Origin of the sequence: Aeromonas sp. R6-2, assembly GCF_040908155.1 — a bacterium.
GTDB classification, from domain to species: domain Bacteria; phylum Pseudomonadota; class Gammaproteobacteria; order Enterobacterales; family Aeromonadaceae; genus Aeromonas; species Aeromonas schubertii.
This window is the reverse complement of record NZ_JBFODE010000015.1, coordinates 18,470-36,762: the sequence shown is the minus strand read 5'-3', so window position 1 is coordinate 36,762 and position 18,293 is coordinate 18,470. Positions and strand designations below refer to the sequence as shown.

Below are 18,293 nucleotides of genomic sequence, written 5' to 3'. Positions count from 1 at the left end.
CGCCTGCACAGCACTTTGGGTTACCAAACCCCAGAGGAGTTTGAGAAGGTAGCTGCTTAACCCGGTGTCCACGATTGCTGGGTCAGATCAGTCTGCTACAGGACGATCGGGTGAGCTCCTCCCGGAGCGCTGATCACCCTGGCCGGATAGCCGTAGAGTCGTTCGATCAGTGACGCCTGCAGCACCGTTTGTGCAGGACCGTCCGCTATAAGCTTACCTCCCTCCAGCATGATTAACCGATCCCCGTAGCGGGCCGCCAGGTTGAGATCGTGCAGTACCGCCAGCACGGCAGTGTGTGAGCCCGCCAGGGCGCGAGCCATGGCCAGCAGTTGATGTTGGTGCTTGAGATCGAGTGCCGAGGTGGGCTCGTCGAGCAGCAACAGCCGGGGGAGGGGCTTATCCCCTGCCCCTTGCCAGATCTGGGCCAATACCCGGGCAAATTGGACGCGCTGCCGCTCTCCTCCCGAGAGGGCTGGGTAGAGGCGATCCTTGAGATGCTCGACCCCGGCGTGTGCCATCGCGGCCTCCACAATCCTCTCCCGCTGGCTTCCCGGCTCGCTGTGGGGCAATCGCCCCATGGCCACCACCTCCCGACAGAGGAAGGGAAAGGTGAGGGAGGCGCTCTGGGGCAGGACACCCACCTGACGGGCGAGGGCCTCGGCCGACCAGGCGGCTCGCGGGCGGCCAAAGAGATGGATCTCTCCGGCGGGGGCAAGCTCACCCGTGATGCATTTGAGCAGGGTGCTCTTGCCCGCTCCGTTGGGTCCGAGCAGCACAGTGACCGAGCCCGCCTCGAGATCCAGGTTGAGGTTGTCGAGCAGGGGGCGACCGCCCCGGGAGAGGGTCAGGTGACGACAGGAAAGCAGGGGCATGGCAACTCCTAGAGATGACGGCGTCCTTGAACCAGTAGCCAGAGGAAGAAGGGGGCGCCTATCAGGGCCGTGATGATGCCGACCGGCAGCTCGGCCGGTGCCAGCAGGGTGCGAGCCAGCATGTCGGCAGCCAGCAGCAGGGCGGCGCCGAGCAGTGCCGCGAGTGGCAGCAACCTGTGATGATCGGGGCCTGCCAGCAGGCGCACCAGATGGGGCACCACCAGGCCGATGAAGCCGATGAGACCGCTCACCGCGACGGCGACCCCGACCCCGGCTGCGGTGAGCAGGATCAGGCGGCGTTTGAGGGGCTGCACCGCCACCCCCAAGTGACGCGCCTCCGACTCCCCGAGCAGCAGGGCGTTGAGGGGACCAGCGTCACGCAGGAAGAGCAGCAGCAGGACGGCCAGGGTCGCCAGGGCGAGCAGAATGTCGGCCGGCTTGCCGGCAGCCAGGCTCCCCATCTGCCACAGGCTCAGGTTGCGCAGCATCTGATCGTCGGCGAGATAGGTGAGCAGGCCGATGGCGGCGCCGCAGAGAGCCGTGATGGCGACTCCGGCCAGTAGCATGACGGTGACCGAAGTTCCCTCGGCCCGGGTGCCGAGCAGATAGACCAGGGTGGTGGTCAGCGCCCCGCCGAGGAAGGCCATCATGGGCAGCAGGCCCACCCCGATCTGGCGTTGTAACTCGCCACCCAGAGGGGCCAGCAACACGATGGCCAGGGCCGCGCCGAGGGCGGCTCCACCGGAGACACCAATGATGCCGGGGTCGGCCAGGGGATTGCGAAACAGCCCCTGCATGACGGCGCCGCACAGACCCAGTATGCCGCCGACGGCGATACAGAGCAGGGTGCGCGGCAGGCGGATCTCTTGCACCACCATCTGCAGGTGGGGGGCGAGGGAGGTGTCCGGCAGCAAGGCCCCCAGGCTCTGACTCAAGGTCAGGGGCAGGGGGCCGGTGCCGAGTGACAGGGTCGCCAGCATCCCCAGCAGGCAGGTCAAGCCGCCCAGCAGGGGCGAGAGAGGCAGACGGCGGATCCGGTTCATGGGATGGCTTGCAGCCAGGCCGCGATGTGGCGGGCCTGCGCCAGGGAGGAGAGGGAGAGCCCTCCCTGCAGGGCGTGGCCATCCACGGCGTGCAGGCGACCCTGTTGACCGGCCGGGGTGGAGGCGAGGGCCGGCACCTCGGCCAGCACGGCAGCGGGATCCCGGTAGGCTTGCCACTCGCGGCCGCTCACCAGGATCAGATCGGGCTGCATCTGGACGAGCGACTCGACCGAGAGCGGTTTGTAGCCACTCAACCCCTTGCCGAGGTTTTCGCCTCCCGCCAGCGCGATGAGGGCATCCGCCGTGGTATCACCTCCCGCCAGGCTCAGTGGCTGCCCCTTGTGCAGCAGCAGCAGGGCCACCCTGGGCGGGTGCTGCCGCTTGGTCTGCCTGGCCAGGGCATCGACCTCGTCGGCGATCCTGGCCTTGAGCTCCTTGCCCCTGGCCTCGGCACCGAGCAGACTGGCCAGGGTATCGATACGCAGACGCAGGTTTTCAAGGGTTGGTGCGGTCGCCAGCACCTCAACCTTGACGCCGGCACGGCTGAGCTGCTCCAGGGTCGAAGGGGGGCCCATCTCGTCGCTGCCGATGACCCGGGTCGGCGCCATGCTGAGGATCCCCTCGGCGGCCAGGGCTCTGTGATACCCCACCCTGGGCACCGTGAGCCCCTGGCTGCTGACGTCGGTGGCGACGATCTCGGTCTCGGCCCCCAGCGCCTGTAGCAGCTCGGTGGTGGCCGGCCCTATGCTGACGATGCGTTCGGCCCCCTGGAGGGCAGACGTGGTGAGTAGGGGAAACAGCAGCAACAGTCGGTGCAGAGGGATCATGGGTTATGCTCCACAAACGGGGTGACAGGCCGGGGAGCATAGCAGGCAGCACACGCTCTGTATAGATAATGAAAATTATTATCAATTGCATCTTGTCGCCTCTATCCCTTAGAGTATGACCCACCAATCGTGTGCACCGGATGGAGAGAGCATGACCATTGCACAGCAGATCCACGACCTGTTAAACGAAGACCCGGGGGCTCACCCCTCGGCCATCGCCGCCCGGCTGGCGGTGAGTGAGTGGGAGGTGGTTCGCCACCTGCCCGCCGGGCTGGCAACCCTGTTGCCGGGCAAGCGCGCCGAGGCGCTGCTGGCCGATCTCGCCGACTGGGGACCGGTGACCACCATCGTCGAATCATCCGGCTCCATCTTCGAGGTGAAGGCCCCCTTCCCCCGAGGCAAGAATGCCCGCGGTTATTACAACCTGATGGGGCGCGACGGTGAGCTGCACGGCCACCTCAAACTCGACAACGTGGTCGGCATCGCCCTGGTGAGCAAGCTCTTCATGGGCAAGGAGGGGCACTCCTTCCAGTTCTTCGATGGGGCCGGCCGCTGTATCTTCAAGGTTTATCTGGGACGTGATGAGCAGCGTAACCTGCTGCCGGAACAGGTGGTGCGCTTTATGGCCCTGCGCGAGGAGAATCAGGCATGAGTGAACGTCAAGAGCGTCTGCAGGGTCGTCTGCAGCCGGAGATCCGCGAGTTTCGCGATGGTTGCCGTACCCTGCAGTTGGCCACGGTCGATGCCGGCGGCACCCCCAATGCCAGCTATGCGCCCTTTGTGCTGCAGGAGGATGGCTACTATGTGCTCATCTCCGAGATCGCCCGCCATGCACGCAACCTGCAACAGGTGCCGCGTGTCTCCCTGATGCTGATCGAGGATGAGGGCTCGGCCCGCGAGCTGTTTGCCAGAAAGCGCCTCACCTTCGATGCCTGCGCCGAGGTGGTATCCCGTGACGACGTGCGTTGGGAAAAGGCCATCGCCGCACTCGAGGGGCGTTTTGGGGAGATCGTCAAGGGGCTCTCCAACCTGCAGGACTTCGTGCTGTTTCGCTTAAAGCCAGAGCAGGGGCTCTTTGTGAAGGGATTCGGCCAGGCATTTCGCGTCAGCGGCGATGAGCTGGTGGATTTTGTCCACCTGGTCGAGGGGCACAAGCGGATCGACAGCGGCGCGGAGATCGCCACCCCGACCGACGAGTTACGCTAAGCCATATGGAAACGAAACGGGCAGCCTAGCTGCCCGTTTTTGTTGGTTACTCCGCCCAGCCGGGGGTGTTGGGGAAGGCTTGGCGATCCGCCGTGCTGGCACTTTCATTGCATTCGCCGCGCACCTTCCATGAGGTGCGGGTCAGCACGATAAAGCCTTGGTGGCAGTATTTTTTCTCTGTCATCCATTGGCTCAGCTGTGCCTCCTGGATCGCCTCCCGGGTCTCGAGCAGGCTCTTGCGTGGTCGCTCCAGCTTACCGTCGGCCGGGAGCCGGACGGGCAGGCGCTCCAGGGGGGCGGCCTCAAACACGAAGCGCTTGCTCCCCTCCTGGTTGATATGGGTGGAGAAGAGGGGGGGAGGCACGTCATCGCGCTGGCTCAAGGGGGATGAGCAGGCGGTGAGCAGCAGGGGGCAGAGCAGTAACAGGCGCAAGGAGAACTCCATTCAGACCAGCCGTTCGGTGGGATGCAGGGTAACACGTTTGCCAGCGGGCAGGATCAGCCCCTGCCACATCCAGTGGTGGTGGGCGATGATCTGCGCCGCACCCAGATGGGGGCGGTCGGCCGTGGTGTGGGCATCACTCACTGCCACCACATTAAACCCCTGGGCGACGGCGCTGCGCAGGGTGGTATCGACACAATAATCGGTGGCGCAGCCACAGATGAGCAGGCGGTGGGGGGAGAGGATGCGAAGGCGAGCCGCGAGATCGGTGCCAAGGAAGCTGTCGCAGGCACGTTTGGCAAGGATCCCGTCCTCTGCGCCGACCTCGAGTGCGGGGTGGAGCGCCCAGCCCGGGCTGCCCGGCTCGAGCTCCTCTCCCGGCAGGCCGTCATGGCGCACATAGATGACATGGCCGCCTCGTGCCCGTACCGCACCGGCCAGGCGATTGATATTGCCGATCACCTCCTCTGCCTGATGGCGTGGCTGCTCGAACAATCCCTGCTGCATATCGATTACCAGCAATACATCCATCCTGCCTCTCCTTGGTCGTTCAGGGTTGCTGCCAGCGGCTGCAGTCGCGTTCGCGGGCACGGTGTAATGATGCCATCTCCCGCTTCATCTCTTCACGATTTTTCCAGCGCTCGGGCAGGGGGGCGATGTGCAGCTCCAGGTCGGCCTGACGGCCGTTGGCGCCGGACTGTGGTTCGCTGACCGGTATCACCAGGGCCACCTTGAGGGCCGGGTTGCGCGCCGCGATACGGCTGGCGAGCCCCCATCCCCCCTCCACGTGGAAGTTGCCGGCGATATGCATGATGCGCCGGCCCGGGTGAGCCGCGAGGTAGGTCACCATGCTCTCGGCCATGGTGTCGTCCCAGGCGGTCTGGGCGGCAAAACGGCGGGCATTGCTGTCATTGTCACCATGGTGCAGGGAGGCCATAAAGCGTTGACGATAGCCATCCTCCCCCAGGGTGAGGTGGGCGGCTACCAGGCGGCGATGATTGGCGGGCAGGGTATTGAGCCACGCAGGCCCCTGCTCACCGATACAGCTGACCAGCCCCTTGGGGGCGTTGGCGGCGATGACGGGCATCTGTCGGGCCTTGGCAAATTCCACCAGGGGTCGGTAGTCGCTCTGGTAGTTGGGCCAGGCGTGGCCGGCCCTCATCAGCGCCGACTCGCCGATCCGCCCGGCCAGATAGGCATCTACCACGGCTTGATCGGCGCGGCTGAACTGCTCCATGGAGAGGGTGAGCGCCCGCGGTGACAGGCTCAGCTGTGCCAGCAGGCGGGCCTGGAACAGATGCACCGCCGGATGGCTGTGCAGCTCCCCCACCAGGATGATATCCGCCCCCTGCAGACGCTCGGTGGCAGCCGTCAGGCTCAAGGGGGTGTCGCCCGCTTGCAGGCGATAGTCATAGAGGGTGGGGAGGGGAGAGGGAGGCGTGGCACAACCGGCCAGCAGGGCGGTCAAAACAAGGGATAGCAGTCGCATCTTGGCTCTCGTCGGTATGGGTCGGGGGGATTGTAGCCAAGTTTTTACGCGCATCAATCAAATGATAATGATTTTCGTTAGCATTGATCTTTTTTCATTCACGGGTAAGATGCGACGGGTTGATAATAATTCTCATTAAGGATGTTGCAGTGAAACAGACCCCTTTCACCCTGGTGGCCCTCTCGGTAGCCGCCGCCCTCTCCATCCCGGTCCAGGCCAGCGGCCACAAGAGCGATGAGGTCGTGGTCGTGAGCGGCTCGCGCATGGCCCAGAAGCTGGAGGATGTCTCCGGTCCCATCACCGTCATCACGGAGCAGCAGATCGAGGAGCAGGGGGTCACCAATGCCGCCGAGCTCTTTCGCTATGAGCCCGGGGTGAGTGTCAAAGGGGGGAACGGGGGCGATCAGACCTTTATTATCCGTGGCATGGGGGAGAACCGGGTCAAGGTGATTCAGGATGGCGTGCGTCAAAACGATGCCTACAGCAAGGGAGGGGTGGGGCAGGGCTATTTTGACACCGACATGATCAAGCAGGTGGAGGTGGTCAAGGGCCCCGCCTCGGCAGCCTATGGCTCGGATGCCCTCGGCGGGGTGATCGCCATCACCACCAAGGAGGCCGCGGACTATCTGAAAAACGGGGATCACTATCTGGACGCCAGCGCCGGCTATGCCGGTGCCAATAGCCAGGGGATGGGGGGGATCACCGGAGCCATCAGAACGGGGGATGTGGAGACCCTGCTGCGTTATACCCGCCGTGACGGCGGTGTCACCCTGGATTATCACGACCGCAAGAACGAGTTCGATATCGTGAGCGACGCCCTGTTGCTCAAGAGCCGCTGGCAGATCTCCGAGGCCCAGTTCCTCAAGCTCACCGCCGACTACTTCCAGGAGGGGCAGGAGCCGGATGCGGTCAAGCTCAACAAGGTCGGCAGCGGCCGGGCCAGGGTCTTCGATCAGCCCGTCACCGACAAGCAGAGCGAGAATCTCTCCCTCATCCTGGATCACGGCCTGGAGCTCAATCTGGCCTGGGTGGATCGCATGGAGAGCAAGCTCTACTTTACCCGGATGGCGCAGACCCTGGATCAGTACGCTTCTTCCAAATATCCCGTCATGGCGGGCAACCCTTATGTGACCAAGAACTCCCTCGATCACAACCGCTTCCGCCAGGAGAACCTGGGGGCCCAGATGCAGTTCTCCAAGGCCCTTGCGAGCCAGCGTCTGGCCTGGGGCATCGAGTATGAGCACAGCGACAATCGCCGCGAGCGCTACAAGGGGCCCACAGTGCCCGGTGACTTCCCCGGTTACGACGAGCTGAGCTTCCCCTCTACCGTCAGCCAGCGCGGCGGGCTCTGGGCCTTTGACGAGATCCGCTTCGGTGAGCGCTGGGTGCTGACCCCGGGCCTGCGTTATGACTACTACCGCATGAGCCCGGATGACGATCCCGCCTATCAGGGCGAGCAACTGCAGACCTTCTCGGAAGGGGAGCTCTCCCCCAGACTGGGGCTGGTGTTCAAGGCTCACGAGGCGGTCAACCTGTTCGCCCAGTACAGCCACGGCTTCAAGGCCCCCATGTATGACACCGCCTTCTCGACCCTGAACCATCAGGCCTATGGCTACCGCTTCGAGCCCAACCCCAACCTCAAGGCCGAGACCAGTGATGGCATCGACGTGGGGATGCGCGGCAATACCGAGCGCCTGGGCTACGAGCTGTCGGCCTTCTACACCCGCTTCGAGGATTTCATCTCCCAGCAGCAGATCGCCCGGGAGGGACGCACCAGCGTCTATCAATACCGCAATCTCGATGAGGTGAAGACCCGCGGAGTCGAGGCCAGGGCCGACTACTGGGTGACCGACTCGGTCAACCTCTGGGGTAACCTCGCCTATGTGACCGGCAAGGACGGTGAGGGGCACTACATCAACGAGCTGAGCCCGCTGCAGGGAAGCCTGGGAGTCCGCTTCGAGCAGGCGCGGTGGAACCTCAACGGGGCGCTGCGCTTCGCCGACGACATGAACAAGGTGGGGCAGGATGCCAGCGGCAAGGAGACCCTGCAGAGCGCCGGCTGGGGTGTGGTGGATCTCTATGCCCAGTTCACCCCCATGGAAGATCTGAAGCTCAACGTCGGCCTCTTTAACCTGTTTGATAAAGAGGTGCTGGCCTATGAGTCGGTGGCCGGCCTCGCCCAGGGTAGCGATACCACCCGTCTGACCGAGCCGGGGCGAACCCTCAGCGCCCGGGTCAAGTACGTCTTCTGAACGTGCAGAGGGGGGCCGTCAGGCCCCTCTCATTTCACTCCAGCAGGGGGGGAAGATGGGGTATGATTGGTGCCCCCTACACAGCCGTCGAGTTCCCATGCCCGCCTTCTCCTGGTTAGCCCTCTTCTTCGGGGCCTTCTACTTTGTCTATGGCGCCTATCTGCCATTCTGGTCCCTCTGGCTGGAAGGAGTCGGGCTGACCCCGGATCTTATCGGCTTGCTGCTCGGGGCCGGCATGGCCATCCGTTTTGCCGGCAACCTGCTTATCATGGGGCGCATCAAGGGGGCGGCCAACCTGCTGCCCATGACCCGGCTGCTCTCCCTGCTCTCCCTGCTGAGCTTCATCGGTTTCTACCTCGGCCACTCCCCCTGGTGGCTGGTGGCCCTGACCCTGGTGACCAACTTCATCTACCCGACCCTGATGCCCATGGGGGAGGCGCTCGCCACCCGCATGGTGGTGCAGGTGCATCTCGACTACGGCAAGGTGCGCCTGTGCGGCTCCTTTGCCTTTATCGTGGCCTCCACCCTGGTCGGGGTGCTGGTTGGCAAGTGGGGCAGCAACTGGGTGCTGCACACCATGGTGGCCGGCCTGGTATTGATGTTGCTGCTGAGCTGGTTGCCCCTCTCACCGGCTCCCAGAGACATCGCCGGTGAGCGGGCCCGCGCCAGCCTGTGGGAGACTTTTCGGGATCCCGCCGTGCGCCGTTTGCTCCTCATCGCCTGCCTGCTGCAGGGAAGTCATGCGGCCTACTATGGCTTTAGCGCCATCCACTGGAAGGCGGCCGGCTACAGCGGCAGCACCATTGGCTACCTCTGGGCCCTGGGGGTGGTGGCAGAGATCTGCATGTTTGCCGCCGATCGCCGCTTTCTCTCCCGTTTCCCGGCCCGCACCCTGTTCCTGGTGGGGGGGATCGGCTGTCTGGTGCGCTGGGCCCTGATGGGGGCGAGTACCGATCTCTGGGTGCTGCTGCTTGCTCAACTGCTCCATGCGGTCACCTTCTGCGTCAGCCACCTGGGGGCGGTCCGCTTCATCACCCGGGAGCTTCCCCCCGAGCGGCAGATCCCGACCCAGGCCCTCTATTCGGCCCTGGCACTGGGCATGACGGTGGCCATCCTGATGGCCTTCTGTGGCCAGCTCTACCAGAGCCTGCAGGGGGGGATCTTCTGGCTGATGATGGGGGTGGCGCTGCCCGCTCTCTTCCTCAAGCCCCGCCAATGAACAGAGGCGCCCGAGGGCGCCTCTTGCATCACTTCAGATAGCGTTGCTCCAGTCCCTGCCAGCGCAGGGGACCCAGGGCCTCTTCCAGCCAGCGCTGGCTGCCAGCATCCAGCTGCCCCTGTTCGTCGAAGGTGAGGCGGGCGGGCCAGCTGCCCGGCGAGATCCCCTGACTCGCGAGCCGGTGATCGAGCTCCTCCCAGAAGGCGGCCCCCTTGACGTAGAAGAGTGGGTAGAGGGAGGGGTCTCCCTCGCGCAGCCGTTCATAGGCCAGGTAGAGGCCGCTGCGTTTGTCGGGCAGAGCACGCGCCTGCCACTCGTCGACCGCACGCTCCCCCTGTAGTCGAAAGTGGCGCAGGCTCTTGATGGCCAGGTACTCCGCCAATCCCTCAGCAGCCCAGGCCGGCCAATCTTCGGTCAGCAGCTGGTGCACCGCCTCATGGGCACTGATGCGCAGCAGTCGCTGGGTCGCCTCGGCGGTGGGCTCTCCTCGCCGTACCGGGTAGTTGGCCACGAACAGGTTGGCCCCGGCGGCGCCACCCAGAGAGTGGCTCTCCACATCCCGGGCCAGCCAGATGAGGTGCCAGTCGGGCGGCATGGGGCGATCGAGCTGCTCACCCAGATAGGCGAGGATGGCCTCGAGTTGCCCCTGCAGGGAGTCGAGGGGCAGGCGCTCTGCCATGGCATCATGGGTTATCCGCACGTTGGCCCGGGATTGGGTCTTCAGGGTGGCGAGCCCCTGACTGAGAAAGAGCGGTGGTGCCGAGAGGGGGGGCAGGGGAGTACAGCTGCCATCGGGCAGGCAGACCCTGGCCTCACCCCCGGGGCGGGGAAAGTTGCCCCACTCGCTCACCAACCAGCTGCCCGGGCCGAGCCGCACACTCTGCTGAAGGGCGGCATCGACGCCTTCGGCTGGTGCCGGAGTGAGGGGGATAGACCACTGCCACTGGCGACAGTGGGTCAGGGCCCCCATCACCCCCTTCTTGTCATCCAGGCAGACGGGGGTGACCCCCGCCTGGCCGGGCTGGCTGCGGGAGGGGGAGAGGCGATAGGGGGCGTTGCCCTCAACCGAGAGGGTCACCCTGAGGCGCAGGGGATCGTCGGTCTCCTCCAGTTGATAGAGGCTGGCCGCCTGCAGGGTCGGCAGCAGGCCGAGGACACACCAGATGAGGGGGCGCATCAGCTCTCCTCCTCGTGGGCGAGCAGATCCCCCGGCTGGCACTGCAGCTCGCGGCAGAGGGCCTCCAGGGTCGAGAAGCGCACCGCCTTGGCATGGCCCTTCTTGAGGATCGAGAGGTTGGCCTCTGTGATGCCGATGCGCTGGGCCAGCTCGCGAGAGGTCATCTTGCGCTCCGCAAGGAGGGCGTCGAGTCGAATGATGATGGGCATGTTTGCCTCACACCGTCAGGGCTTGATCGTCGGCCAGGCGCTTGGCTTCGCCCATCACCAGGGCCAGGGCCAAGACAATGAGTCCTGCCAGAAGGGTACGAAAATCCGCTGAGCCAACGGTGATGCTACCGTGCAGCTTCGGGCCATTCATCGTCAGGACGGCACCGAGCAGAGGGGTCGTCAGTTGGCTCACGACAAAACTGCTACATAGGCCAAGCCCGATCATGCGGTAGCGGCCAATCTGGCTCAGGGTGAAGAGCATTCCGTGGCGGTAGCCACTAAATAGCTGATGCAGTTGCCACAAGATCAGCATTTGAACCACATCTGGCAACAAGATGACCAGAGTGGCCAATAGCCGAGTCGATATGGTCAATGGATATGCATCGAGTGAATGAGGGGTAGCATGAATCCGGGTTGTACCGCTTGCGTCATAGCCGAAGTGAGCACCAGAACCACCCAGCACATTAATTAGCTGATCTTGGAGAAAGTCGTTACTACCCAAAAGATAGGACCATGACATGGCAATGGTCAGCAGCGGTGTTGCCAGCATGGCGAACAGTAATATCCATTCGATCAGGGTACTCATGCGTTCGAGCTTGTTGGATGTCATATAAACCTCATGGCAGACGGAGTGCGTCGACAGAGCGAGCTGCACTTACTGTTTATCGATAATCTGGTGCCATTGTTTATTGTTTTTCGATATTCTGTCAAAGGGTATATATCGAAAAACAATAAATATTCCTGTTCGAGAAGGAGTGACATTTTTCGATGACCTCTCTAGACTGCGGTCTATCTCGCCTAAATTCTCAATCTTGACAAGAGGTTAGTGATGCAACAGGGATGGTTGCTGATCGGGGTTTCGCTGGCCTATCTGGGGCTCTTGTTCCTCATCGCCTATGTGGCCGACAAGCACCGCCGGGCCCGTCTGCCGGGTCAGCCCCTGCTCTACAGCCTGTCGCTCGCCGTCTACTGCACCTCCTGGACCTTCTATGGCACGGTCGGCCAGGCGAGTCTGGACCCCTGGTCCCCCCTGCCCATCTATCTCGGTCCCATGCTGGTCTTCCTGCTGGGATGGCGGGTGTTGGCGCGCCTCATTCTGGTGGCCAAGCGTGAGCACATCACCTCGATTGCCGACTTTATCGCCGCCCGCTATGGCAAGTCCCAGCATCTGGCCATGCTGGTGGCCCTGGTGGCGATCCTCGGGGTGCTGCCCTATCTGGTGCTTCAGCTCAAGGCGATCGTCATCGGCCTGGAGCTGTTGACCAACGGGGCGGCGGGGGCCAGCACGGGAGGCGGGCGTGCCGGCCTGGCCCTGGGGGTCGGCCTGCTGCTCGCCCTCTTTAGCATACTGTTTGGCACCCGACACCTGGACGCCACCGAGCACCACAGGGGCATGGTGGTGGCCATCGCCTTCGAGTCCGTGATCAAGTTGCTCGCCTTCCTGCTGGTGGGGGGCTTCTCCCTCTGGCTGCTGTGGGGAGAGCCCAGAGTCTGGCAGACGGCGGCGAGCCAGGAGTTCATCCGGGGAGCGAGCGAGCTGCGCGGCAGTCAGCTGCTGGAGCTGGCTATCTACACCCTGCTTGCCATGTGCGCCATCGTCTGTCTGCCGCGCCAGTTTCATGTGACTGTGGTGGAGAACAATCAGGGGCATGATCTCCACTGGGCGCGTTGGCTCTTCCCCGTTTATCTGTTTCTGATGGGGATCTTCATCTGGCCCCTGGCTCTGGCCGGTCGCCACTGGCTGGGGGAGGGGGTCTCGCCCGATACCTTCGTCATCAGCCTGCCCCATACCCTGGGTTACGACGCCGCGGCGCTGCTCGCCTTCCTCGGGGGGACCTCGGCCGCGACCGGCATGGTGATCGTCTCGACCCTGGCGCTCGCCATCATGGTGAGCAACGATCTGGTGTTGCCCCTGCTGCTGCGCCGCTATTGGCAGCGACGCCAGGACGATCGGCTCGGTCGCCTGCTGCTGCGGGTGCGCCGGGCCGCCATCCTGCTCATCCTGCTGGCCGCCTGGGGGCTCTACCTCTGGCTCGGGGAGATGACCAGTCTCTCGGGGATCGGCTTTCTCTCCTTCGGGGCGGTCGCCCAGTTTGCGCCGGCCCTGCTGCTCGGTCTCTACTGGCGTCGTGGCAATCGCAAGGGGGTCTACCTGGGGTTGATCCCCGGCCTGACCCTCTGGCTGCTGACCCTGCTGCACGAGAGCGGCATGCTGGCCGGCTCCCCCCTGGCGAGCCTGTTGGCACCGCCGGATCTGCCCTGGCTGCGGGAGGTGAGCGTCACCGCCTGGTGCCTGCTGCTGAGCCTGCTGCTCAACCTCGCCGGCTATGTGGCCGGGTCACTGCTGGCCAGGCCCGCAGTGAGCGAGCGGCTGCAGGCAGCCAACTTCGTCGGCAAGCCGAGCCGGGACACCTCGGCCCTCTATCAGGCCCGGGTGACGGTGAAGGAGCTGGAGATGCTGGCCACCCGCTTCCTCGGACCGAGCCGGGTCAAGCGTGCCTTCGGCCGCTTTGCCGCCGAACGCGGCGGCACCCTGGCCCCGCACATGCAGGCCACTCCCGAGCTTATCGTGCATACGGAGCGGCTACTGGCCGGGGTGTTTGGCACCTCGTCGGCACGCTTGGTGCTCGCCTCCGCCCTGCAGGGGCACAACATGCAGCTCGAGGAGATCGCCACCATCGTCGATGAGGCTTCGGATCTGCTGCGTTTCAACCGGGATCTGCTGCAGGGGGCCATCGAGCACATAGGCCAGGGGATCTCGGTGGTGGACAGGGAGCTCAAGCTGGTGGCCTGGAACCGTCGCTACGTCGAGCTGTTCAGTTATCCTCCAGGTCTCATCCAGGCGGGGCGTCCCATCGAAGAGATCATTCGCCACAACGCCAGTCAGGGGCTGTGCGGCCCCGGGGAGATCGAGGCCCAGGTGGCGCGGCGGGTGGCCCACATGCGCAGCGGCAGCCGCCACGTCTCCGCCAGGGAGCGCCCGGATGGCCGGGTTATCGAGATGCAGGGCAACCCCATGCCGGGGGGCGGCTTCGTCATGACCTTCACCGACATCACCCCGTTTCGCGAGGCGGAACGGGTGCTGCGTGAGGCCAACGAGCTGCTCGAGGCCCGGGTCGCCGAGCGCACCCGCGAGCTCTCGGCGCTCAACACTCAGCTGTTGGCGGTCAACCAGCAGGTGGAGCGGGCCAACCACTCCAAGAGCCGTTTTCTCGCCGCGGTGAGCCACGATCTCACCCAACCCCTCAATGCCGCCAAGTTGTTTGCGTCGGCCCTGCGCGAGCAGCTGCCACCGGGTGAGCCGGCGCACCTGGCCGAGCGCATCGACACGGCCCTGGAGGCGGCCGAGGATCTCATCTCGGACTTGCTCGATATCTCCCGCCTCGAGGCCGGCAAGTTCAAGGCGCGCAAGAGCGACTTTCTCCTGGCCGGGGTGCTGGAGACCCTCCAGGCGGAGTTCGGAGTGCTGGCCAAGGCGGGCGGGATGGACCTCACTGTGGTGCCCTGCTCCCTGACGGTTCACTCGGACGCCAGGCTGCTGCGCCGGGTGCTGCAGAACTTCCTCACCAACGCCTTTCGCTACAACCCGGGGGGCAAGGTGTTGCTCGGCTGTCGCCGGGTCGGCGATCGAGTGCGCATCGAGGTATGGGACAACGGCCCCGGCATACCGCAAGAGAAGCAGAGCGAGATCTTCGAGGAGTTTCTGCGCCTCGACCACTCCCGCACCGCTATGGAGCAGGGGCTTGGACTCGGGCTGGCTATCGCCCGTGGCATCGCCACCGTGCTGGGCCATCAGATAGGGATGCGCAGCTGGCCCGGGCGTGGCTCAGTCTTCTCCCTCACCCTGGCCTGCGTCGCCCCCCTCGGGGTCAGCCTCAGGCCGAGTATGCCTGTGGCCGCCAGCGACTCACTGCTGGCGGGGTGCCGGGTGATCTGCATCGACAACGAGCCGGAGATCCTGCTGGCCATGGAGTCCCTGTTGCGCCGCTGGGGATGCGAGGTGCGCTGTGTGGCGGATGCCGAGGGGGCCAGCAACGCCGTGGAGAGCGGGTTTGTGCCGGATCTGGTGCTCTCCGATTACCACCTGGATCGCGGACAGAGTGGTCTGCAGGCGCTGGAGCGGTTGCGGCTTCTTCATGGTGAGCCGATCCGCGGCATCATCATCAGCGCCGATCGTAACCCGGATCTGCTGCGCCGTATCCGGGAGCAGGGCCACGGTTATGTGAGCAAGCCGGTCAAACCTCTCAAGCTGCGAGCCCTGATGAACAGCCTGCTTGGCGACGTGGCGTGACGCAGCTCCCATTATTCATCACCGAATAGAAGTGGCTTGTTGCAGTGGAAACGGGGGAGTTAGCCCCCCATTGGGGGATGTTTATCGTCCGTTTCCCGTAACAGGACCACTTTGAATACTTATCACCTGTCATTTTTACTAGGTGGCCTTTCTTCCTGCTCCCCCCCTATATTTGGTATGCGATTTATTTTCGTCGCGAAACAAGTTGTGTTAAGGGCAAACCGGTCGAAAGGTCGGGACGCAAAGCCTCCGGTCTAAGGGTCTGAAAGACCTAAGATAGCGGGGCCTCCACGGGTTGTTGGGCCGCCTTTGCCAAGGGGTAGCCCGTACCTGTCCGTTGCGTTCACCTGTTCGGCTATTACCGGGGTAGCGCCTCCTCTGGCACTGCTCCCGGTGCAACCTCTCCCGATGATGTATCGGGCGATGACCAAAAAAACGACACAATTTCGAAAGCAGCGGTATCGCCGGGTGCCTATAACAGGCACACCTCGATGCCAACGGCTTGCTGCAATGCTGCTCTGATCATCTGGCCTTGCCCTGGGTCCGATGGCTCGGCGGTGATACACCCTCGTGCCAAGCGGGGGAAAACTCCATAACAAACAGGGATTTTCACTATGCTAAGTCCAAAACTCACACCGCTGGCCCTGCTGGTCGGCACCCTGGCGGCGACCACTGCGCATGCGGCGGCACCGGGTAAACCCACCATAGGTTGGGGTGAGACCAAATTCGCCATCATCGAGGTGGATCAGGCTGCCACCGCCTACAACAAGCTGGTCAAGGTCAAAGACGCTGCCGATGTCAGCGTGAGCTGGAACCTCTGGAGTGGCGATGTCGGCCAGACTGCCAAGGTGTTGCTCGATGGCAAGGAGGTGTGGTCCGGTCCGGCTGCGGCCTCCGGCACGGCCACCTTCAAGGTGAGCAAAGGGGGGCGTTACCAGATGCAGGTGGCCCTCTGTAATGGGGATGGCTGCACCCTCTCAGACGCCAAGGAGATAGTGGTGGCCGACACCGACGGCAGCCACCTCAAACCCCTCAAGGCGCCGCTGCAGGAGAACAACAAGCCCTACGTCAACAAGTCGGGCAAGGTGGTGGGCGCCTACTACGTGGAGTGGGGTGTCTATGGTCGCAAATTTACCGTCGACAAGATCCCGGCCCAAAACCTCACCCATATCCTCTACGGTTTCACCCCCATCTGCGGTGGTAACGGCATCAATGACAGCCTCAAGGCCATCGAGGGGAGCTTCGAGGCGTTGCAGCGTGCCTGTGCCGGTCGTGAAGATTTCAAGGTGGCCATGCACGATCCCTGGGCCGCCATCCAGATGCCCCAGAGCGGCCTGACCGCCTATGACGAGCCCTACAAGGGGAACTTCGGTGCCCTGATGGCGCTCAAACAGGCCTACCCGGATCTCAAGATTCTCCCCTCCGTGGGCGGCTGGACCCTCTCCGACCCCTTCTATTTCCTCGGTGACAAGAGCAAGCGCGACACCTTCGTCGCCTCGGTGAAAGAGTTCCTGCAGACCTGGAAGTTCTTCGACGGGGTGGATATCGACTGGGAGTTCCCGGGTGGACAGGGGGCCAATCCCGGCCTGGGTGGGCCGAACGATGGCCAGACCTATGTGACCTTGATGAAAGAGCTGCGTGCCATGCTCGACGAGCTGGAGGCCCAGACCGGGCGCAAGTATGAGCTCACCTCGGCCATCAGTGCCGGTGGCGACAAGATCGCCAAGGTGGACTACAAGGCGGCCCAGCCCTACATGGATCACATCTTCCTGATGAGCTACGACTTCAACGGCGCCTGGAGCAATACCGAGTTGGGTCACCAGACCAACCTCTACGCGGCGAGCTGGGATCCGGCCACCAAGTACACCACCGACAAGGGGGTAAAGGCGATGCTGGATCAGGGGGTCGAGCCCGGCAAGCTGGTGGTGGGTGCCGCCATGTATGGTCGGGGCTGGACCGGGGTGAGTGGCTATCAGGCCGGCAACCCCTTCACCGGTACCGCCACCGGCCCGGTCAAGGGAACCTGGGAGAACGGCGTCGTGGATTATCGCGACATCGTCAACAACCGTATGGGCGCAGGCTGGGAGAAGGGGTATGACGAGATGGCCGAGGCCCCCTATCTGTTCAACGCCGGTACCGGCGATCTGATCAGCTTCGACAACGACCGCTCGGTCAAGGCCAAGGGACAGTACGTGCAGGCCAACCAGCTGGGTGGTCTGTTCGCCTGGGAGATCGACGCCGATAACGGCGACATCCTCAACGCCATGCACGAAGGGCTCGGCAATGGGGATGGTGGCACCACTCCGCCGGTCAACAAGCCGCCGGTGGCCAATGCCGGCAGCGATGTGAGCGCGACCGGCCCGACCGAGGTCATCCTCAACGGCAGCGCCTCTCACGATCCGGAAAATGGTGTGCTGACCTACAGCTGGAAGCAGCTCTCGGGCCCGCAAGCCTCTCTGCTCGACGCCAGTCAGGCCAAGGCCAGAGTGGTGCTCGACGGGGTCAGTTCCGACATCAATCTGGTGTTCGAACTGACCGTCACCGACGATCAGGGGCTCAAGGCCAGCGATCAGGTGGTGGTGACCAACAAGGCACCCCAGCCCAATCTGCCTCCCGTGGTCACTGTGCCGGCCAGCGCCAGCGTGGAGTCGGGCAAGCAGGTGACCATCCAGGCCAGCGCCAGCGATCCCAACGGGGACGCGCTCACCTATCAGTGGACGGTACCCGCCGGCCTCACCGCCACCGGGCAAACCGGTGCCACCCTGGTGGTCACAGGCCCGAGCGTTACCGCCGATACCCCCTATGATCTGACCCTGACCGTCTCCGACGGCGCGCTGGATACCAGCGTGGCGACGCGCCTGACCGTCAAGCCTGCCAGCACCGGGGGCGGTTGCCAGACCACTGACCCGGAGGCGGCCAACTGGCCTGCATGGCAGGGGAGCAAGACCTATAACGGCGGCGAGAAGGTGAGCCACAACCAGCTGGTGTGGCAGGCCAAGTATTGGACTCAGGGCAACGAGCCGAGCCGTACTGCCGACCAGTGGCAGTTGCTGAGCCAGGTACAGCTCGGTTGGGATGCCGGTGTCGCCTACAACGGCGGCGATCGGGTCAACCACAACGGCCGTCAGTGGAAGGCCCAGTACTGGACCCGCGGCAACGAGCCCGGCAAGCACGACGTCTGGCAAGACGTGGGAGCCGCCAGCTGTAACTAATCTTCGTGAATACCCGGGGCATGCCGTTGGTATGCCCCACTTCCCACCCCGTCA

The 18,293-nt window shown here is 64.0% G+C and carries 15 protein-coding genes and 1 riboswitch; of the genes, 6 read left to right on the top strand and 9 right to left on the bottom strand.

The genetic code is table 11. From position 1 onward, the window contains the following. Positions 1 to 95: 95 nt before the first annotated feature. Genes AB5Y48_RS02565 through AB5Y48_RS02555 form a run of 3 tightly spaced genes read right to left on the bottom strand, consistent with a single transcriptional unit; the run spans position 96 to position 2,742 of the window. Positions 96 to 872, bottom strand: a complete 777-nt coding sequence (locus tag AB5Y48_RS02565; RefSeq protein ID WP_368163690.1) for a heme ABC transporter ATP-binding protein — start codon at positions 870 to 872, stop codon at positions 96 to 98. An 8-nt stretch (positions 873 to 880) separates the two neighbouring features. After that, positions 881 to 1,852, bottom strand: coding sequence for a FecCD family ABC transporter permease (locus AB5Y48_RS02560; RefSeq protein WP_368163691.1), 972 nt, complete (start codon positions 1,850 to 1,852; stop codon positions 881 to 883). A gap of 59 nt (positions 1,853 to 1,911) precedes the next feature. Continuing rightward, positions 1,912 to 2,742, bottom strand: a complete 831-nt coding sequence (locus AB5Y48_RS02555; protein ID WP_368163689.1) for a hemin ABC transporter substrate-binding protein — start codon at positions 2,740 to 2,742, stop codon at positions 1,912 to 1,914. Positions 2,743 to 2,893: 151 nt separating this feature from the next. On the opposite strand from AB5Y48_RS02555, the gene hutX reads away from it, so the two are divergent. After that, entirely contained in the window at positions 2,894 to 3,394 is a 501-nt protein-coding gene (gene hutX / locus AB5Y48_RS02550; RefSeq protein ID WP_368163688.1) for a heme utilization cystosolic carrier protein HutX, read from the top strand. Continuing rightward, positions 3,391 to 3,948, top strand: coding sequence for a heme utilization protein HutZ (gene hutZ, locus AB5Y48_RS02545; protein ID WP_368163687.1), 558 nt, complete (start codon positions 3,391 to 3,393; stop codon positions 3,946 to 3,948). The genes hutX and hutZ overlap by 4 nt, the downstream gene beginning before the upstream one ends. Before the next feature lie 46 nt (positions 3,949 to 3,994). Here the strand turns inward: hutZ and AB5Y48_RS02540 are convergent, their stop codons facing one another. The 3 genes from AB5Y48_RS02540 to AB5Y48_RS02530 are packed head-to-tail and all read right to left on the bottom strand — an operon-like array spanning position 3,995 to position 5,879. Further along, positions 3,995 to 4,393: a hypothetical protein gene (locus tag AB5Y48_RS02540; protein ID WP_368163686.1), complete on the bottom strand. Its 399-nt coding sequence runs from the start codon at positions 4,391 to 4,393 to the stop codon at positions 3,995 to 3,997. Continuing rightward, complete coding sequence (locus AB5Y48_RS02535; protein ID WP_368163685.1) at positions 4,394 to 4,921, bottom strand: cysteine hydrolase family protein; 528 nt, start codon at positions 4,919 to 4,921, stop codon at positions 4,394 to 4,396. Positions 4,922 to 4,940: 19 nt separating this feature from the next. After that, positions 4,941 to 5,879, bottom strand: a complete 939-nt coding sequence (locus AB5Y48_RS02530) for a ChaN family lipoprotein (protein WP_368163684.1) — start codon at positions 5,877 to 5,879, stop codon at positions 4,941 to 4,943. Between the two features lie 149 nt (positions 5,880 to 6,028). Between AB5Y48_RS02530 and AB5Y48_RS02525 the strand changes: the two genes are divergently transcribed. Together AB5Y48_RS02525 and AB5Y48_RS02520 are read left to right on the top strand one after the other, a co-directional pair. Continuing rightward, on the top strand, positions 6,029 to 8,131 hold the full coding sequence (locus AB5Y48_RS02525) for a TonB-dependent hemoglobin/transferrin/lactoferrin family receptor (RefSeq protein ID WP_368163683.1): 2,103 nt from the start codon (positions 6,029 to 6,031) through the stop codon (positions 8,129 to 8,131). 97 nt (positions 8,132 to 8,228) lie between these two features. Further along, positions 8,229 to 9,350 carry a 3-phenylpropionate MFS transporter gene (locus tag AB5Y48_RS02520; RefSeq protein WP_050666719.1) on the top strand — a complete coding sequence of 374 codons (1,122 nt, stop codon included), beginning with the start codon at positions 8,229 to 8,231 and terminating at the stop codon, positions 9,348 to 9,350. 28 nt (positions 9,351 to 9,378) lie between these two features. On the opposite strand, the gene AB5Y48_RS02515 is transcribed toward AB5Y48_RS02520, so the two are convergent. From AB5Y48_RS02515 to AB5Y48_RS02505, 3 genes are read right to left on the bottom strand one after another with little or no spacing between them, the layout of a single operon-like run. Continuing rightward, positions 9,379 to 10,527: a DUF1570 domain-containing protein gene (locus AB5Y48_RS02515; protein ID WP_224162900.1), complete on the bottom strand. Its 1,149-nt coding sequence runs from the start codon at positions 10,525 to 10,527 to the stop codon at positions 9,379 to 9,381. Beyond that, positions 10,527 to 10,736 (bottom strand): helix-turn-helix transcriptional regulator, encoded by a 210-nt coding sequence (locus AB5Y48_RS02510; protein WP_005352490.1) that lies wholly within the window; start codon positions 10,734 to 10,736, stop codon positions 10,527 to 10,529. Before AB5Y48_RS02510 ends, AB5Y48_RS02515 begins: the two co-directional genes overlap by 1 nt. A gap of 7 nt (positions 10,737 to 10,743) precedes the next feature. Continuing rightward, positions 10,744 to 11,346: a DUF2975 domain-containing protein gene (locus tag AB5Y48_RS02505; RefSeq protein WP_050666721.1), complete on the bottom strand. Its 603-nt coding sequence runs from the start codon at positions 11,344 to 11,346 to the stop codon at positions 10,744 to 10,746. A 219-nt stretch (positions 11,347 to 11,565) separates the two neighbouring features. Here AB5Y48_RS02505 and AB5Y48_RS02500 point away from each other — a divergent pair, with 219 nt between their 5' ends. Next, the gene (locus AB5Y48_RS02500; RefSeq protein WP_224160172.1) at positions 11,566 to 15,027 is read left to right on the top strand and encodes a PAS domain-containing hybrid sensor histidine kinase/response regulator; all 3,462 of its coding nucleotides are present in this window, start codon (positions 11,566 to 11,568) and stop codon (positions 15,025 to 15,027) included. A gap of 205 nt (positions 15,028 to 15,232) precedes the next feature. Further along, a riboswitch (cyclic di-GMP riboswitch) is annotated at positions 15,233 to 15,320 on the top strand. 321 nt (positions 15,321 to 15,641) lie between these two features. Continuing rightward, positions 15,642 to 18,239, top strand: a complete 2,598-nt coding sequence (locus AB5Y48_RS02495; protein WP_368163682.1) for a glycosyl hydrolase family 18 protein — start codon at positions 15,642 to 15,644, stop codon at positions 18,237 to 18,239. Positions 18,240 to 18,293: the final 54 nt, after the last annotated feature.

What these genes read in the sequence shown, in the direction of transcription:
- AB5Y48_RS02565 (WP_368163690.1), bottom strand. Translation starts at nt 872, where the DNA reads ATGCCCCTGCTTTCCTGTCGTCACCTGACCCTCTCCCGGGGCGGTCGC.
- AB5Y48_RS02510 (WP_005352490.1), bottom strand. Translation starts at nt 10,736, where the DNA reads ATGCCCATCATCATTCGACTCGACGCCCTCCTTGCGGAGCGCAAGATG.
- AB5Y48_RS02500 (WP_224160172.1), top strand. Translation starts at nt 11,566, where the DNA reads ATGCAACAGGGATGGTTGCTGATCGGGGTTTCGCTGGCCTATCTGGGG.
- hutX (WP_368163688.1), top strand. Translation starts at nt 2,894, where the DNA reads ATGACCATTGCACAGCAGATCCACGACCTGTTAAACGAAGACCCGGGG.
- AB5Y48_RS02515 (WP_224162900.1), bottom strand. Translation starts at nt 10,527, where the DNA reads ATGCGCCCCCTCATCTGGTGTGTCCTCGGCCTGCTGCCGACCCTGCAG.
- AB5Y48_RS02540 (WP_368163686.1), bottom strand. Translation starts at nt 4,393, where the DNA reads ATGGAGTTCTCCTTGCGCCTGTTACTGCTCTGCCCCCTGCTGCTCACC.
- AB5Y48_RS02505 (WP_050666721.1), bottom strand. Translation starts at nt 11,346, where the DNA reads ATGACATCCAACAAGCTCGAACGCATGAGTACCCTGATCGAATGGATA.
- AB5Y48_RS02555 (WP_368163689.1), bottom strand. Translation starts at nt 2,742, where the DNA reads ATGATCCCTCTGCACCGACTGTTGCTGCTGTTTCCCCTACTCACCACG.
- AB5Y48_RS02560 (WP_368163691.1), bottom strand. Translation starts at nt 1,852, where the DNA reads ATGCTGGCGACCCTGTCACTCGGCACCGGCCCCCTGCCCCTGACCTTG.
- AB5Y48_RS02535 (WP_368163685.1), bottom strand. Translation starts at nt 4,921, where the DNA reads ATGGATGTATTGCTGGTAATCGATATGCAGCAGGGATTGTTCGAGCAG.
- AB5Y48_RS02530 (WP_368163684.1), bottom strand. Translation starts at nt 5,879, where the DNA reads ATGCGACTGCTATCCCTTGTTTTGACCGCCCTGCTGGCCGGTTGTGCC.
- hutZ (WP_368163687.1), top strand. Translation starts at nt 3,391, where the DNA reads ATGAGTGAACGTCAAGAGCGTCTGCAGGGTCGTCTGCAGCCGGAGATC.
- AB5Y48_RS02520 (WP_050666719.1), top strand. Translation starts at nt 8,229, where the DNA reads ATGCCCGCCTTCTCCTGGTTAGCCCTCTTCTTCGGGGCCTTCTACTTT.
- AB5Y48_RS02495 (WP_368163682.1), top strand. Translation starts at nt 15,642, where the DNA reads ATGCTAAGTCCAAAACTCACACCGCTGGCCCTGCTGGTCGGCACCCTG.